Raw genomic sequence first — 307 nt, 5'->3', positions numbered from 1 at the left:
AATCAAAGTCTGCATCCAGTTTTTTATTTTCCAGTTTTTTATATTGAGCCACCTGTTGTTTCTGGCGCCGGATATAACCGTCATATTTTATATTTATGACAACCTGTTCTATGACATCCACCGGTAATTCTGGTCTTTTAGAATCTAATTCAGTTAACATAACATAGTTCAGTTCCGGTCTTCTAATCAGTTCAGCCAGCGTCGTTCCTGTTTTTAAAAGAGTACTTCCATTTCTTTCCAAAAACTCCTGAAATTCTTTTGATGCACCGATATTGGTGCTTTCCCGACGCTTTATCTCCGTCTCAAT

The 307-nt window shown here is 37.5% G+C and carries 1 pseudogene; it reads right to left on the bottom strand.

The features are described 5' to 3' along the window. Positions 1–307, bottom strand: a pseudogene (locus NE473_RS30930) (tRNA uridine-5-carboxymethylaminomethyl(34) synthesis enzyme MnmG); the annotation flags it as partial.

The sequence above is a fragment of the Hungatella sp. SL.1.14 genome (assembly GCF_024460495.1).
GTDB classification, from domain to species: Bacteria; Bacillota; Clostridia; order Lachnospirales; family Lachnospiraceae; genus Hungatella; species Hungatella hathewayi.
This window is presented reverse-complemented; position numbering and strand designations above follow the sequence as displayed.